The 14,277-nt window shown below is 26.2% G+C and carries 13 protein-coding genes and 2 riboswitches; all 13 genes read right to left on the minus strand.

The annotated features are described in order from the left end of the window. Window positions 1–10: 10 nt before the first annotated feature. The gene (locus tag ACN6I1_RS10230; RefSeq protein ID WP_419741841.1) at window positions 11–781 is read right to left on the minus strand and encodes a LamB/YcsF family protein; all 771 of its coding nucleotides are present in this window, start codon (window positions 779–781) and stop codon (window positions 11–13) included. 118 nt (window positions 782–899) lie between these two features. Beyond that, on the minus strand, window positions 900–1,505 hold the full coding sequence (locus tag ACN6I1_RS10235) for a DNA-binding response regulator (RefSeq protein ID WP_419741842.1): 606 nt from the start codon (window positions 1,503–1,505) through the stop codon (window positions 900–902). A 21-nt stretch (window positions 1,506–1,526) separates the two neighbouring features. Then, a riboswitch (cyclic di-GMP riboswitch) is annotated at window positions 1,527–1,611 on the minus strand. Window positions 1,612–1,737: 126 nt separating this feature from the next. Continuing rightward, entirely contained in the window at window positions 1,738–2,343 is a 606-nt protein-coding gene (locus tag ACN6I1_RS10240) for a response regulator transcription factor (RefSeq protein WP_419741843.1), read from the minus strand. Window positions 2,344–2,577: 234 nt separating this feature from the next. Beyond that, window positions 2,578–3,183, minus strand: a complete 606-nt coding sequence (locus ACN6I1_RS10245; RefSeq protein WP_419741844.1) for a response regulator transcription factor — start codon at window positions 3,181–3,183, stop codon at window positions 2,578–2,580. Between the two features lie 44 nt (window positions 3,184–3,227). Continuing rightward, window positions 3,228–3,310: riboswitch (cyclic di-GMP riboswitch) on the minus strand. 130 nt (window positions 3,311–3,440) lie between these two features. Next, window positions 3,441–4,850, minus strand: coding sequence for a glycosyltransferase family 2 protein (locus tag ACN6I1_RS10250; protein WP_419741845.1), 1,410 nt, complete (start codon window positions 4,848–4,850; stop codon window positions 3,441–3,443). After that, entirely contained in the window at window positions 4,844–5,980 is a 1,137-nt protein-coding gene (locus tag ACN6I1_RS10255) for a HEAT repeat domain-containing protein (RefSeq protein WP_419741846.1), read from the minus strand. The genes ACN6I1_RS10250 and ACN6I1_RS10255 overlap by 7 nt, the downstream gene beginning before the upstream one ends. Before the next feature lie 13 nt (window positions 5,981–5,993). Continuing rightward, window positions 5,994–8,072, minus strand: coding sequence for a hypothetical protein (locus ACN6I1_RS10260; RefSeq protein WP_419741847.1), 2,079 nt, complete (start codon window positions 8,070–8,072; stop codon window positions 5,994–5,996). Window positions 8,073–8,087: 15 nt separating this feature from the next. Further along, window positions 8,088–9,599, minus strand: a complete 1,512-nt coding sequence (locus ACN6I1_RS10265; protein WP_419741848.1) for a CotH kinase family protein — start codon at window positions 9,597–9,599, stop codon at window positions 8,088–8,090. Window positions 9,600–9,609: 10 nt separating this feature from the next. Further along, window positions 9,610–10,278: a DUF4956 domain-containing protein gene (locus tag ACN6I1_RS10270; protein ID WP_025162910.1), complete on the minus strand. Its 669-nt coding sequence runs from the start codon at window positions 10,276–10,278 to the stop codon at window positions 9,610–9,612. A gap of 12 nt (window positions 10,279–10,290) precedes the next feature. Beyond that, a complete protein-coding gene (locus ACN6I1_RS10275) occupies window positions 10,291–10,983 on the minus strand; it encodes a polyphosphate polymerase domain-containing protein (RefSeq protein ID WP_195946162.1) in 693 nt (230 codons plus the stop codon). A 324-nt stretch (window positions 10,984–11,307) separates the two neighbouring features. Then, entirely contained in the window at window positions 11,308–11,916 is a 609-nt protein-coding gene (locus ACN6I1_RS10280) for a hypothetical protein (RefSeq protein WP_419741849.1), read from the minus strand. Window positions 11,917–12,241: 325 nt separating this feature from the next. After that, complete coding sequence (locus ACN6I1_RS10285; protein ID WP_419741850.1) at window positions 12,242–13,087, minus strand: MurR/RpiR family transcriptional regulator; 846 nt, start codon at window positions 13,085–13,087, stop codon at window positions 12,242–12,244. Window positions 13,088–13,090: 3 nt separating this feature from the next. After that, window positions 13,091–14,164 (minus strand): DUF871 domain-containing protein, encoded by a 1,074-nt coding sequence (locus tag ACN6I1_RS10290; protein ID WP_419741851.1) that lies wholly within the window; start codon window positions 14,162–14,164, stop codon window positions 13,091–13,093. Between the last annotated feature and the right edge of the window lie 113 nt (window positions 14,165–14,277).

Raw genomic sequence — 14,277 nt, forward strand, 5'->3', positions numbered from 1 at the left:
ACTCCTCCAATTATTTAATAACTTCACTTATGCAACATATATTTATGCCTTCCTTTATAAGCTCTGATTTTATGCTTTTTACAAATTCTATAGCTTTAGGATTATCTCCATGTACACATATAGAATCCGCTTTGATATCTATGTATTTTCCATTTATATCCTCTACTTTGTTTTCTTTTACCATTTTTATAACTCTTTTTATTGCTATATTTGGATCATATATAATAGATTCTTCAAGACTTCTTGATACTAACGTTCCATCGCTATTGTATGCTCTATCTGCAAATACCTCATTTGCAACCCTTAACCCTACATCTTTCCCAGCATCTATAATTGAGCTATTTGCAAGTCCAAGAAGAATTATATTTTTATCAACCTCATATACTGCTTGTGCTATAGATAAAGATATCTCATAATCTTTCGCTGCCATATTATAAAGAGCACCATGAGCTTTAACATGTTGTATATTTGCTCCATTTGAAATAACAAAAGAATTTAGTGCCCCTAATTGATATTTTACGTAAGCCTTAACTTCATCTTTACTAATTTTCATTTCTCTTCTTCCAAACCCTATAACATCCATAAACCCTGGATGAGCGCCTATTTGCACATTATTTTCCATAGCTAATTTTACAGTTTTATCCATTTGTATTGGATCGCCTGCATGAAATCCACAAGCTATATTTGCTGAGGTTATATGCTTTAAAACCTCCTCATCCATACCTATTTTATAACAACCAAAACTTTCTCCTAAATCACTATTTAAATCTACTTTATACAAATTCTATTCCCCCTATAAACATTTTTAATTTTTATTTATTGTCCTACTTAAATTTTATGAATAAAAAATAATGGTATGACTTAAATTAAGTCATACCATTATTTTTTTATTCATATTCTTACAAAGAAACAATTCCTCTGTTGTACGCATATATAGCGGCTTGCATTCTATCTTTTAAATTTAATTTCGAAAATATATTACTAGTGTGTTTTTTTACTGTATGTTCTGTTATATACAATTCTTTTGAAATTTCAATATTAGTTTTTCCTTTTGCTATACAAACTAATATCTCTTGTTCTCTTTTTGTAAGTGTTTCTATACATTCATTTTCACCTCTAGAGATATAGGTTTCAATTAAATCAGAATCATAATATTTTTTACCCTTAGATATTTGTTTTACAGCATATCCTATATCTTCTGAATCTATGTTTGCCAGTATATATCCGTCTATACCTATTTTCATAGATTTTGCAAATAAGCTTCTATCTTCATAAAAATCTAGTATCATAATCTTTGTCTTTGTAGTCAATTTTATATTTTTTAAATCATTAATATATCCTTCATTTGTCTTTTTTAAATCTAAGATAATTAAATCATAATTTTTTTTATGTATATCTGAATATAAATGACTTTCAATAACTTCACTTACACAACTTTCTTCTGATAATATTTGTACTATACCTTTTCTTATTATTAATGACTCAGAAATAACTATAACTTGCATATTTCCCCCCCATAAAATATCAAGCTATTTAGCCGGTTGCACTACTAGCTCAGTATATTTCAAAGTGCCCAAATACAAAATATACCTCTTAGCATCTAAACCACTTAAATTAATCAAAATTACTACTTTCGTTTAGCAATCATACTTATAGTATATATCTATATTGAGTATGCGTAATCATAAAATAGTTGTATTTGTAATGGTACTAAAGTATAATACAAGTTTTATTTTTCTACATTTTCCCTTGTTCAATTGCATAAATCATTATATCTTGTCTGTTTTTCAAATTTAACTTAGATAAAATACTACTAACATGTTTTTTTATTGTATATTCAGTTACATCTACTTCTTTTGCTATGCTTTTATTGCTTAATCCTTTAACTAAAAATTTCATTACTTGCTCTTCTTTTTTTGTTAGATTTTCAAAATTAGATACACATTCATTCTTAGAATTCCCCAATAAATCTGAATCAAAAAACTTCTTTCCATTAATTATCTTTTTTATTATATATTTAAAATCATCTTCATCTGATATATCTAATATGTATCCATCAATTCCAACTTTAAGTAAATCTAAAAATAAACTTTTATCTTTTTTTGTATCTAATATTATTATTTTTATATCTTTAAATTTTTTAATATCTTTCACTGCTTTTGTAATATAATTTTGTTGACTATTTGAATCTAGGAATAGTAATTCACTGTTCATTACATCTTCTATACTTATATCTTTTAAATTCGGTAAAGATTTTACATTCATATCATCAAAAATATTTTCAAATAAATGTGTAAGTGAATTTCTAAATAAAAAGCACTCTGAAACTACTAGAAAATTCATTTTTTCCCCCCCTAAAATAAACTTTTATCACTAAAAGTAATCTAATAATATATTAATTTATTAAAATTTAAAAATATATTATTAGATTAAAGTATATATTATCACCTTTAAGTATTATGACGGTACCTAAAAGTGTTATATAAAAGTCTAGAGATTAATTTAGATATCTGTTAACACATTATATAAGTTTAAAATAAAAAAAGATGTTTCAAACTTATATTTTGAAACATCTAATTATGATATATTTAACATTGAAATTATAGCTTCTTGTCTATTTTTAAACCCTAGCTTACAAAAAATATTACTTACATGCTTTTTAACTGTATACTCAGTTATATAAAGATTATTTGCAATTTCTTTATTATTAATTCCCTTTGCAATTTCTTGTAATACTTCATGTTCTCTTTTTGTGAGTAGATCCATATTAATTATATATTTATTTTGAACTATGTTTTCAATTAAATCCGATTCAAATACTTTTTTACCTCTTAATACTTTTTCTATATTATATATAAATTCATCCTTATCCTTTATATTAACTATATATCCATCTACATTGATTTGAACTAATTTTGTAAATATAAATTCACTTTTATTTCTGTCTAAAACAATTATCTTTGTGTCCTTTGAATATAACTTTATATACCTTATTAATTCTAAATCAATTTCTGTCTTATCTTCTATTTCTATAAATATCAATTCTGAATTTAACAGTTCTTCTTTAGTCAAATCTGATAATCTTTCTTTTAATATTATATTATCCATCTTTAAAATTTCTTTAAATACACGATATAAAGATTCTCTAGTTATAAATGACATTGATATAACTAGGTTTGCCATAATATATTTCCCTCCTTTTCCTTTAAACAATATCTTAAATTGCAAATTAGAAAAGCCGGTTGCGCTACTAGTTCCATATACTCCAAGCGCCCATATAAAGAGTATACTTCAACACCTCTTCCTACCTTATGTATTAATCTAACTAATTCTACCACAGTATACTTTTGTATACCATATTTTCTCTTCGCCATTTTACTACAAATTTTGTGCTATAATCAAAAATATTATTATCAAATTTATACCTAATAATCTCTCTGTTATTTTATCTTATTTTGTTTTTTTCTACTTATTTTATTCCATTGATATTTTCTTTTTCTATATCCAATAAATCCTGTTATCCTATACCATGAACATAGTTGCCTATACCCAAAACTTTCAAGAAATGCAAATAACATGAGCTTTAATAAAGTTGATAATTTTAAAATATATTTAAACATGTAGTTTTCAAGTATTATCGCTGTCAAAGAGATTATTACACTATAAAAAATATATATAAATAAAAAAGTGATTAAAAATTTTAAATTAAGTAATCCACTAAAATACGATATTAAAATTATAATCAAACCAAAAACATCAATTATACATGAAAACATTTCATAAACAACAAAGTAAAGAAAAGAAAAAATACCTACTAATCCGTATTTAGGATTTAAAAATATGTATCTATGACTATTTAAACTAGTGATTAGACCTATATGCCATCTTCTTCTTTGTCCTTTTAAATCCTTAAGTTTTTCCGGAACTTGTGACCAACATATAGCTTTATATTCATACTTAATTTTATATTTAATCTTATTTTTCCTATAAAAGGAATGCAGTTTTACCACAAGGTCCATATCTTCCCCTACAGTATCTGTATCATAGCCGCCTACATTTAAAACTGCATTTTTTTTAAACAACCCAAATGCTCCTGATATTATTAAATTTCCATTAAAACTATTAAACCAAACCCTTGTTGTTAAAAACACTCTATAATATTCTATTGTTTGAAATATTGTAAGAATCTTTTTAGGTGGCATTACTTTAATAACTTGGCCTTTATCTAAAACAACTTGATTGGCTACTTTTATACTACCTCCTACAGCTATAGTTGTATCATCTTCCATAAATGGCATAACTATATTACTAATTGAATCACGTTGTAAAATTGAATCTGCATCCAAAGAAATAAACAATGGATATTTAGATACATTTATGCCCATATTTAATGCATCTGCTTTTCCTCCATTTTCTTTTTTTACCAATGTCAACTTTATACCATCTTTGATATAGCCTTCATATATAAATTGTTCATTCTTACATTTAACCAATCTTCTTATAGGTCTTGGAACTTTTTTTAATTCAAATTTATTTATTAATTTATTAGAAGTATCATCATTTGATCCATCATCTATAACTACAATTTCATATTCTGGGTAATCTACATACGATAACGATTCAATACAGTCACAAATTGTTTCCTCCTCATTATAAGCTGGAACTAATATAGAAACAGGTACATAGTTATCTGTGCTTTTCAGTGAAAGTTCGTTTAAATACATTTTATTACGTTTATCTTCATTTAAATTTAAAATAGCAAATATAGTAGATATAAAAAATACTATAGCGTAAATAAACATATAATATAAAAAGAACGCATTTAAATAATCTACGAATAATCTTAACATTGATATTCTACCTCTATCTCCTCTAATTTTTCTAAATACTCTTCATACGATATCTTGTTGTCCATAAACATTGCATAGAAAAGTATATCTTTTGCATATTTATCATCATTTTCCAATATATAATTTATTAAATCTTTATCACCAAATTTTAATATGCTTATTGCAGAGTTATATCTAACATACCAGTTTTTATCATTTATACTTTTTAAAAGTGCTTTTTCACTACATTTACACTTATAATTTTTTAAAGCAATTGCACATACAGCTCTATATTCCCAATCCCCATTATTTAATAATTCAATGATTGTATCCTTACATTCATCATACTTTATAATAGTAAAGTATTTTACTATACTTATATTAATTTCTTTGCTTATATTATCTTTTAATATGTTTAATAGTTCTTCTTTTACAAATTTAATTTTATTGTTTTTAAAATGTTCAACAATTACTTTTTGTAGGCTTTCATTAAACTCTTTAAAATCATTTATCAAATATTTATCTAATTCACTTTTGTCTCCTCCAAATTGATTTATTATATCTGTGAAAACTTTATTATTTATATATTTTTCTTCTTTAGATACATATTCAATAGCACTTCTCAATGTATTTATATTTCCTATTTTCGATATTGATTCTAATGCTGTTACTCTTAGATATATAGATTTAGTATTTATACAGCTAAGTAAAAACTCACTTATTTCATAGTTACTAAGCTTGTATTCTCCTAGATTTATAGCCATATATGTTTTTAATGTATTATCCTTTAATTTATGCTTTAAAACGTATCTATTTACTATATCTTCGAAATTCTCCATATAAGTTTTTGTATATTTATGATTATTTATATCTTTATTAAAAACTTCTATAGTATTATTAAAAACCTTAATATAGGGTTTATATTTTAATTTCTCTATAACATATGATATATCCATTTTGGATATATCAGTTCCATTTTTTACACAACTCAATTGTTTTAAAATTTCAGCTTCAAACTTTGGCTTTATAGCTTTTACTTTTTTAAAAAATCTAAAGTTTAAAATATCTTTTGCTATCATATAAATAACAGCACAAGCTATTATATAAATAAAAAAGCTCAGTACTAAATATATATCAACTATATTTTTCATAAAATTTTCCTCTTTACTTTTTTAACTCATCTTTAACTATATAATAAGATTGCTTTAAACGCTCATGATACTCAGGTACATTCCATCCCTTTAAATTGTACGCTTTGCTATTTAATCTATTTATAGTGTTATTCTCTTCTTTTTCAGTTACTCCTATATTTATAGCATTTATTCTTAGAGGCTTCGTCTTAAATTCTTTATAAAAATCATCTTGAATTTGTTTTGTTGAAGGATCCATAAAGTTTATAAGACCCCATGGTATACGCACCTCTACATAATTGTCTCCTATATAATAATCTGTAGCTGAATTATAGTTTTTGCTATTAGGATTTCCATTGCCTTTAGTTAATTTTCCAGTCTCATAACTTATTTTATTTAATGTCTCGTTTAATGATTTAACATACATCTTAGGTCTTATATCCATATAAATAGGTGAGAAATAGTCCATATCAGGTGTATTTTTTATTAAATCTGGTCGTTGTTCATAAAGTGTTTTACTTTCATAAAAGTTAAATCTATTATAGTATTCATGTACTGATACCATCGAATTTTTATTATCATTTATACTAATTATAAAATCTACGGGTTTATCAAATTTTAGATTATACTGAGTACTTTTATTTGATCCTGACTTAGGAGTTACATCTAAATCTATATATAATCCTCCTTTCTTTAAATTCAGCTTTCTTTGTGACTTAACCATTAAATATAGATACTTATCATCACTTTTTGCATATAAACTTAATTTATCATTTTGATTTAAAATATCACTATTATTCCAATCACTTAAGCTATCATCCGGGTATGGAGTTTCATTCACTTTACCTGGCTCAAAATCCATAAGTCCAAAACTTTGACTATATGTTTGTGCATCACTCCAATATGCAGATCTGTCTAGTATCTTGCTATCTTTAGTATTCCATGATGATGATGCCCAACTATCTTGAAATTCAAATAAAAAACATCCTGAAATACCCGATTTTTTTATAGCTCTATATGCACTAACTAGAGCTTTCCCCTGTTCCTGCTCAGTAATATAACCTTTATTAACATCTTTGTTAAAATCTCCTCCTGCCCTACTTGATGGGACACCCATTTCTCCGATTATAACAGGTATTTTATAATGATCATTAATCTTTTTAAAGTATTCACCCATATTGTCCTGATATTCTTTTAAGTCCGTAAAAGATGGATATATATTGTAACTAGCAACTATACCTGTTTTTAATGATCTTGTTCTTTTTATATCGCTAACATCTACAAAGTTTTTTATTTCCTTTTTATCTTTGTTTTTATCTTTGCTAGATTTATTGTTAACTATGTTAGATGGCGATGTTCCTATAAAACTTATTAAGCTTTGTTTCTTGTATTTTTCAAACTCGTATTTAGTTAAATAGTCACCCATACTAGCTAGGTATGATTCAAATGAAGATGCATCTTTATTTGTATACATATATTTCCCATTGTATGGAGATTTTTGGTTCATTATATCTGCATATATTATGTCATGCTTTGCAAATTCAATTCCTACGCTATACCCAATAACATATTTTGATACATCTGTCTTATATCTTTCAAATATATCTGATTTTTTTAAGTTATTTAAATTTCCATGCACAGAATCTATTGCAATTTTAATATTATTTTTAAATGCTTCAGATGCCGTTTTTCCTTCCGGATCTTTACCATTTTTAAGCAATTTTTCATCAAAATAAATTCCTTGCATTAAGTATATAGGATTTTTTTTATCTTTATTAAATTTATGTAGTGCATCGTAAAAACTAGCATCCATTGTATGCGAAACCTTTATACAGTTGGCCCCCATATCATAAATATAACTTATCCATCTTAAATATTCTTCTTCACTTATCATATTTTCACTTGGAAATACACCCGGTTTAGTAGAATTCAAATCTACACCTACAATTTTTAAATTTTCCCATTTATCATTCTTAGCTATATAAATATCTTTTCCTTTAGTTTTCACAAAATAAGTCTTATTTTTTGCAAAAATATCATTTGATATAAAATTTTGAAATGCAACCGTACCTATTACAAAAACTAATATACAAATAGTTAAAAACTTCTTCATCTAATTTCACTCCTATTAAATCGCCCACTTACTTAAGGTATTTATATTTTGATCCATCCACTTACCTCTATTTTTTATAAAATTTTTCATTAGATTTAATTCTTCTTGGTATGACTTAGCTTTGCCTTCTGTCGATTTTAATAAGTGAGAGTGCTTATTTAAAAACTCAATATATTCTTGAGGTGTTTTTATATTTGAATCTCCAAATAAGTCTAAACTATTTTCCTCAAATATCTCTGCTTGATTACATAGTTTTATTGGCCATTTATTGAAATTCCTTTCAATTGATTTGCCTAATTTTCCTTGAGCTTCATCAATTTCTCCTATCAAATATTCATCACTTAAATAAGTTTTTCTCAGTTCTTTGTATCTATTTACAACTTTATTAGCAAATATCTTATCTTCAATTAATCTATCAAACCAAGGTCTTTGATTCATAAAAAAACCTTTATAGTCATATGGTTGTCCTATATCTTCAGTATGATTTCCTAATGATTGATTGAAATCCCAAACTGGACCAGCTTTCATTTTTCCATTATAGTCCTTATACATATATGTACTATAAATTCCAGCATCAGTATTTTTAAAAAATTCATTAATTATATAAAAATCAATAAATGAATCATCATCAATATATTTTTTATATCCTATATCTGGATCATTAAATTTATCAGAATAAAGTATTCTTTCAAACTCACTTATATATTTTTGTATGTATCGGTATTTCCCGGGTGTTAAATTTTTTTTAGGATATTCAATGTTTAATCCATTATTATATAATGAAATTTCTTTTCCATAACTATCAACTTCTATATCTCCTTCTTTTTGTCTATTTTTAGCTAATATGAAACTAGTATCATTTCTTCCCTCTATAGTTTTAGTTATATCTACTCTGTCTTCTCCTCTGTTGATTTTTTCAATCATCATATATACACCTTGATAATTAGAATCATCTATATTAAGACTTTTGTCATCTACTAAAAACACTTCACAAAATTTCACTCTAGGTGCATATCCCATTATTTTGCTAGATGTTTCTAATGCTATATAATTTCTCATTAAAGATTTATCCGCAAAAGGCGCATTTAACACCCATTCAGAATCCCTTGGCATTCCTAGTAAACTTTTTTCTTTCTCCCCACCTTTTTTATCCATAAGTTTTATTATGTATTGTTTTTTAGGGTATTTACTAGTACTATTTCCTCTTATTTTAAAACTCGCTCTACTTGTGAGGTTCGGTGTATCACTTAATCTATTCAATCCTGATTTTTTATCATAAATTTGAATTCGTCCAACAGTTTTATCTTCTCTTTTTATGGTGTTTCCATCTGTATCAATCAGAACTATAGGTAAGTTGTAATCTTTGCTTATTTTACTTTCTTGTTGATATGCTTTGAAGTTTTTTTGTTTAACTTTTTCGAATTCTTTTTGTGATAATTCTTTTATATAACTTAGGTTTGCTACTATTAATAATGTTAAAAATAAAAAAGTAATTGCTACAAAGCTTTTAAATATATCTTTTTTCATAATATATCCCCTAACCTATTGTCTCTCCATTTTGAGCAACTATATTTACAGTGCTAACCCCTTCTATACTATATAAGCTACCTATAATATTTTTATCTTCATTATTTTTAATTTTTATCTGATATATTATTTCTATATTGTCTCCTACTGAGTTTTTAGCTCTTAATTGACTACCCTTAAATGAGTTAAATACACATCTCATGATCTCTTCTTCTTTTTCTCTTAAACCCCTTATTATTAATATATATCTATCTTCTTTTCCAAAACCACTGAAACTAAACATAGATAAAACTGCAAATAAGAATAATGAACCTATAATTGCTACCATATAATTTGAGCTACCTACACTAAGGCCTATTGCTATACACCAAAATATATAACCAGTATCTCTTGGGTCCTTTATTGCAGTCCTAAAACGAACTATAGATAATGCCCCTACCATACCTAGAGATAAAGCTATATCACTACCAATAACTATCATTACCATAGTTGTAACTAAAGTAAGCATTACTAAAGATACATTAAATTTTCTATTGTACATAACTCCGCTAAATGTTATTTTATATGTCCAAAATACTACTACCGATAGTAATAGTGCTATACACATTGTTTCCAATGCTCCAAAAGCTGTTATAGTTCCACTTTGATTTGTTAAGTATTTGTATAATGTTTCCTTCATTCCACCACATCCTTATAATATATAATTTTCAAAAAACTGTCTTGAGCTACAATACTTACTAAGAGATCTGTTTGTTGTGTCTAATCCAGCTAAAGCTTGCGATATCCAACAAAATAGCTCCCCATCAAATTTAACTTCTAAAACTGCATTATAATAATCTACAATAGGTGTCATTAATATATCTTCATTAAACATATCAAAGTCAAATTCATTAGACTTTATATCACTGTCTAATGTAACTCGTATATTATTTTCATTATGTATATAAGCCCTTCTATTGTAATCTACAAGTACTACTGGCCTATATTGACCTATAGTCATTATATTGTACGCGGATTTAGCTGTGTCATTTTCATAATTTAAAAGTACACTATAGTCTTTATTTATAAGAGCTATTGCATCTTCTCTACTTATAGTAGTTGTCTCTTTTCTTTGGCTTACATTCATCTTTCGCTTTATTTCAAGTTTGACCTTATCTGTTTTGGTGTCATATATTCTCAACCTTATTTTCTTTCTTATCTCTTCTCCATTTACTTTTGCATAATAATCATCATTGTTTAAACTATCAAAGTATAAGCTTCGTATACGATACCCATAACTTTTATTGTTTGGATCAGGTGTTAATACCTCCTTAAAAAGTTCATTAACTTTGTAATAATCCATTTCACCTATCGGGTATTTAAGTTCTCTTCTATTTACTATCAAAATTTACACTCCTTCTGAAAATTTTCTAGTTAATATATTTTACATTCTAACATAATACGATATTTTTTTATTTTTTTCGACATCATAGACAATATTTTATTTATTTAATGGTAAAAAATGTAATTAATTTATTAACTTAAGCTAATATTATACATCTTTACTTAATTGATATACCCAATGTTTATCTGTTTTAATAAATTTTTCTCTTTTATTGTATTTCTAAATCTGTTGCAGCAAAAAATAACTTAACTTTGATGTAATCTATTGATTATCCCTATCAAAATTAAGTTATTTTTATTTATATATTAAAACTTACTAATAAATTTATTTTTTATTAATATCATTATAGTAAACATTTTGACTTACTTCCTCACCTAGATTACTACTTGTATTTGATTTATCTGATTCTTCTTCTGGTTTCACTATAGGATCCTCTGGTTTTTCAGGTACTGTTGGCTCTTCTGGCTTTACTGGAGGTTCTACTGGCTTTTCCGGTGTTGTCGGTTCATCAGGTTTTACTGGAGGTTCTACTGGCTTTTCCGGTGTTGTCGGTTCATCAGGTTTTACTGAAGGTTCTACTGGCTTTTCCGGCTTTACTGAAGGTTTTACTTGATTTTGTTGTTCATTTGTAGGTTTATACTGAGAATTTATTGATGTCTGCTGATTTGAATTTTTATTGACGTAATAATTTTTTTTATGTTTTTTTTCATTTTTATTAGATTTGACCGTATTTTCATCTTCTTTAGTGATTTCCTCTTTTTTATTTTCTTGTTTATTAGTCCTATCTTCGATATTTTTTAAAGCTACTTCTTGCTTCTCTACCCTTTTATATTCTTCATTTGCAATAATGGGAGCTTGTGTTAAAGTAAACCCTGAAACTAGTGCAGTTGTTAAAATTGTTGAGACTACTACAACTTTTCCTTCTTTATTCATTTGTTAACTCCTTTGCTTAATATTATTCTATTTGTTTTATATTATCTATTCACTTAAATTCAATAGTTTTCCTTTAGTTAAATTCTTTCATATTTTTCACTAGCTTCTCATAATTTGTGGATTTACTTTGTATTGTAAAGAAGGGTGTAGGTAGTTGACTCTTAACACCAAAGTCTCTGACTTTTAAGTGTTTAAAATCAACTACCTACACCCTTCTTCTTCTCCTTCTTTTCCACAATAAGCAAAGGGATATAGTTGTATTTTAGCTACATTTCAAGCGTCTTTTTGCTTGTGTAGCAAAATACAACTATATCCCTATCTTTACTTATAACTTTAAATCTTTTACTGCTTCTCTTGTTACTACTAATTTATTTTCTATTTCTTCGATATTTTCTTTAGCCATACCTATAAACAGCATATCGATTATCGCAAGTTGAGAGATTCTTGAGCTCATAGCTCCTTCTCTTAAAGATTTTTCTACATAAGGAACCTTTAACGTTATATCAGATAAATCTTCCAATTTATTACTTATACTTGCCTTTGTTATACTTATCACTGGAACATTATTTTTATTTGCATTTTCTACACACTTTATTACTTCTTTTGTCGTTCCTGAATATGATATTGCAACTGCTACATCTTCAGGTTCCATTAAAATAGATGAAGTAATTTGTAAGTGAGTGTCCACATGTGCTATACATCTTTTATTTATTCTACTTAATTTATAATAAAAATCTTGTCCTACTAATCCTGAAACTCCAACACTATAGATATATATATTCTTTGCTTTAGAAAGCAAATCTATCGCTTTTTCTAAATCTTCTTCTTGAATTAGATTTACAGTTTTATCCATAACTTTATCAATCGATTTTTTTATTCCATATATTATATCTGTTGTCTCAAGTTTTTTGTTTATATACTCAAAATCAGCTTTTTCTTTTATATCCCTTAAACTAATAGATAGTTTTAACTTCATTTCATTTAAACTTTCAAAACCTAACTTTTTTGAAAATCTAATCAGTGTAGCTGCTGAAGTATTTGTTATTTCCCCTATTTCTTTAGCTGATAAATTAATTATACTCTCATTATTAGAAAGTAAATAATCAGCTATAAGCTTCTCGCTATCTGTAAAATCTTCATAATTTTGTTTTATATACTCTAAAATATTCATAACTTAAACCTTTCTAAAATAAAACTTTTTACCATCCTTTATATATTTTAATAGATAAAAGTCATCTTGTAAAACTGATGCTACTTTATTTATTCTAGCATCGTGAGCTTGATTTGTAGTTAAAATTTGAAGCTCTCCCATATACCTCTTATATCCTTCATTGTCTATAGTTATATCTCCATAATTTTTATCTACTGTATTTTCAGGTTTTATATTATTCCCATTTAATATTAACCTACTTTCACTAGCTCTTATAGCATCTCTTGCTCCATCAGTTCGTGAACTATATATTTCTTCTAATAATTTTAACGAAACTTTCTCTTTAGTATCTACTTTTATTCTTAATTCTACTCCTTCAGTGAAAAGATTAGCTAAATCATTTAACTCTTGTTTGCTTGGAAGTGAATCACCTATAAAAACTGACTGATTTCCTATTGCAAACAAATGATTTGCAGCTTGTCTTACATCTTTATTCCTATGATCTTCTAATGTTGGTAATCCATCTTTTAATGGACTTCTTTTTCTGTTATTAGACTGAACGAATGCACATACCTTTATTCCTCTATCATTTAAAATCTTATTCTTTTCTAACATGCATTCCTCAGATATCCCCGTTCCGATTCTTGGGTAAAAATTGTGAAGGGCATCTATATTTTCATAATTTGGCGAAAATTTATCTAAGTTTTTGAAAAATGATTCTGTTATTGTAGACGCATTTAATTGTATTTGTATACCATAATCATTTTTACTCATATTAGATATCTCTTCTTCTGTATATCCAAAGTCAATTCTTATAGTTTTTACTCCCATATCTCTTAACCCTTTTAAATCCATGTTATCTAAATCTAAAAATTTAAAAGTATTTGGAGATACATCACTAATTATATCCATATCATATTGTTTTGCTAATTCAAAAAACTCTCTCACTTCAACTTTTAAAATATCATAATTAGCTTCTGGAATATGTAGCGATGTGAAAATCCTAGTAAATCCTAATTCCTTAGCATCTTTTAATAATTGTATATTTTCATCTTTTGTATTATCTAATCCAAAATAAACTGAAAATCCTAAACTCATAATTACTTCCTCCTATTTATATTAAAATAGACTGACCTTATTTTTAGGTGAAGATATGAGAAAAAGTTTTAGCGACCTTCAAAGCATCTTTTCAGCTTTGGGAGCAAAACTTA

It is taken from the genome of Paraclostridium dentum, from assembly GCF_048568265.1.
GTDB classification, from domain to species: Bacteria; Bacillota; Clostridia; order Peptostreptococcales; family Peptostreptococcaceae; genus Paraclostridium; species Paraclostridium dentum.

What these genes read in the sequence shown, in the direction of transcription:
- ACN6I1_RS10235 (WP_419741842.1), bottom strand. Translation starts at nt 1,505, where the DNA reads ATGCAAGTTATAGTTATTTCTGAGTCATTAATAATAAGAAAAGGTATA.
- ACN6I1_RS10240 (WP_419741843.1), bottom strand. Translation starts at nt 2,343, where the DNA reads ATGAATTTTCTAGTAGTTTCAGAGTGCTTTTTATTTAGAAATTCACTT.
- ACN6I1_RS10245 (WP_419741844.1), bottom strand. Translation starts at nt 3,183, where the DNA reads ATGGCAAACCTAGTTATATCAATGTCATTTATAACTAGAGAATCTTTA.
- ACN6I1_RS10250 (WP_419741845.1), bottom strand. Translation starts at nt 4,850, where the DNA reads ATGTTAAGATTATTCGTAGATTATTTAAATGCGTTCTTTTTATATTAT.
- ACN6I1_RS10255 (WP_419741846.1), bottom strand. Translation starts at nt 5,980, where the DNA reads ATGAAAAATATAGTTGATATATATTTAGTACTGAGCTTTTTTATTTAT.
- ACN6I1_RS10260 (WP_419741847.1), bottom strand. Translation starts at nt 8,072, where the DNA reads ATGAAGAAGTTTTTAACTATTTGTATATTAGTTTTTGTAATAGGTACG.
- ACN6I1_RS10265 (WP_419741848.1), bottom strand. Translation starts at nt 9,599, where the DNA reads ATGAAAAAAGATATATTTAAAAGCTTTGTAGCAATTACTTTTTTATTT.
- ACN6I1_RS10270 (WP_025162910.1), bottom strand. Translation starts at nt 10,278, where the DNA reads ATGAAGGAAACATTATACAAATACTTAACAAATCAAAGTGGAACTATA.
- ACN6I1_RS10280 (WP_419741849.1), bottom strand. Translation starts at nt 11,916, where the DNA reads ATGAATAAAGAAGGAAAAGTTGTAGTAGTCTCAACAATTTTAACAACT.
- ACN6I1_RS10285 (WP_419741850.1), bottom strand. Translation starts at nt 13,087, where the DNA reads ATGAATATTTTAGAGTATATAAAACAAAATTATGAAGATTTTACAGAT.
- ACN6I1_RS10290 (WP_419741851.1), bottom strand. Translation starts at nt 14,164, where the DNA reads ATGAGTTTAGGATTTTCAGTTTATTTTGGATTAGATAATACAAAAGAT.